The sequence below is a fragment of the Rhodospira trueperi genome, assembly GCF_900101965.1.
In the GTDB taxonomy this organism is placed as follows: domain Bacteria; phylum Pseudomonadota; class Alphaproteobacteria; order Rhodospirillales; family Rhodospirillaceae; genus Rhodospira; species Rhodospira trueperi.
The window spans coordinates 1-1,461 of the sequence record NZ_FNAP01000040.1; the positions used below are offsets into that span (position 1 = coordinate 1).

Consider the following 1,461-nt stretch of genomic DNA (forward strand, 5'->3'; position numbering starts at 1 on the left):
GGAGGATCAGTCGCGACTGCGACGGGGGCACGGCGCCCAGAACATGGCCCTCGTGCGCCGCTTCGCCTTCAATATCATCCGCGCCGGACGCGGCAAGCGATCCATCAAGACTACCCGCAAGGTCGCAGGCTGGGACCCCGCCGTCATTGCCCAGCTCATTGCAGACCCGGTTCATTAACCTGGACTCGTTGCCGTGGGATACAGGGCATCAATGTCGAACGGCGGCTTGACCATGCCCGCAGCGAATCACGAACCGCGAGTTCGCGCAACCAAATGTGAGTCGCGACGCAGCCACCGCCCGCACTTCTGCCCCGGTTACAATTCTGGAAACGCCAGGACGGCCCCTCCCATCCGATCGGAGATGGATTCCGGCGGCCGCCGGCGTGTTGCTTGCCTCAATCGCCGACGCGCTCCAGTGCGCCGCCTACGGCTGGCAGGCTCCGGAAACCGGCGGTGTATCAAGCACGGTCGGCATGGGTTAGTGTCGTCACACGCCTTTTGGCTTTGCGCCGTATGGGAGGTCATGACATGCCATCGGCATGGTCCCAAGATACTTACATCAGGGCCTACCGTTTCGCTGCGGAAGCTCATTGGAATGAAACCCTGCGGCAATGCGTTCCTGGCACTGATCTGCCCTACCTGATGCACGTCAGCTTCGTGGCGATGGAAGTGATCGCGGCCCTTTCCGTCGAAAGCGGTCATGACGGAGACGTCGCGATACAGTGCGCGCTGCTTCACGACACGATTGAGGATACCGCGATCAGCCATGGCGATTTGCTCGCCGAGTTTGGGCCGGTGATTGCGGATGGCGTTTTGGCCCTCACCAAGGACTCGGCGATCGGCCGGGACTTGCCCAAGGCAGAGCGAAAAACGCGCCAGATGGAGGACAGCCTCAGGCGGATCATACGTCAGCCGAAAGCGGTGTGGATGGTAAAGATGGCTGATCGAATCACCAACCTCCAACCGCCTCCAGGTCACTGGTCGAGCGAGAAGATTGTCCGCTATCGAGATGAGGCTACGGGCATTTTGTCGGCTTTGCGGGAATGCAGCCCTTATCTCGAAAAGCGGCTGGCGGAGAAGATCGACGCATACCCGATTGGCACGACGGCGTAGCCGTGGCGGATACACTTCATTCTTGGCACGCTCATTCCGGCCACCTGTGTCCCTGCGCTAGGTCGCGAGGGTGTGCGGCATGGCTGCCTGTGACCTCGGCCGAGGACGTGAACGCCGGCATCGAGGGCGTGGTGGGGGCGGTATCGGGAATGTCCATGCGGCATCTACCGCGCGCGAAGGGGCGGCCCCAATCTTTGGCCATCGGAAAACAGTAACATTGGCAATCAAGAAGGAAAAACAGTAACCGGGGCAGAAGTGCGGGCGGTGGCTGCGTCGCGACTCACATTTGGTTGCGCGAACTTGCGGTTCGTGATTCGCTGCGGGCATGGTCAAGCCGCCGTTCGACAT

The 1,461-nt window shown here is 61.3% G+C and carries 1 protein-coding gene; it reads left to right on the plus strand.

Going from position 1 to position 1,461, the window contains the following annotated elements; genetic code table 11:
- The first annotated feature begins 528 nt into the window (after positions 1 to 528).
- Complete coding sequence (locus BLS85_RS18420) at positions 529 to 1,113, plus strand: HD domain-containing protein (protein ID WP_092788192.1); 585 nt, start codon at positions 529 to 531, stop codon at positions 1,111 to 1,113.
- Positions 1,114 to 1,461 lie beyond the last annotated feature (348 nt).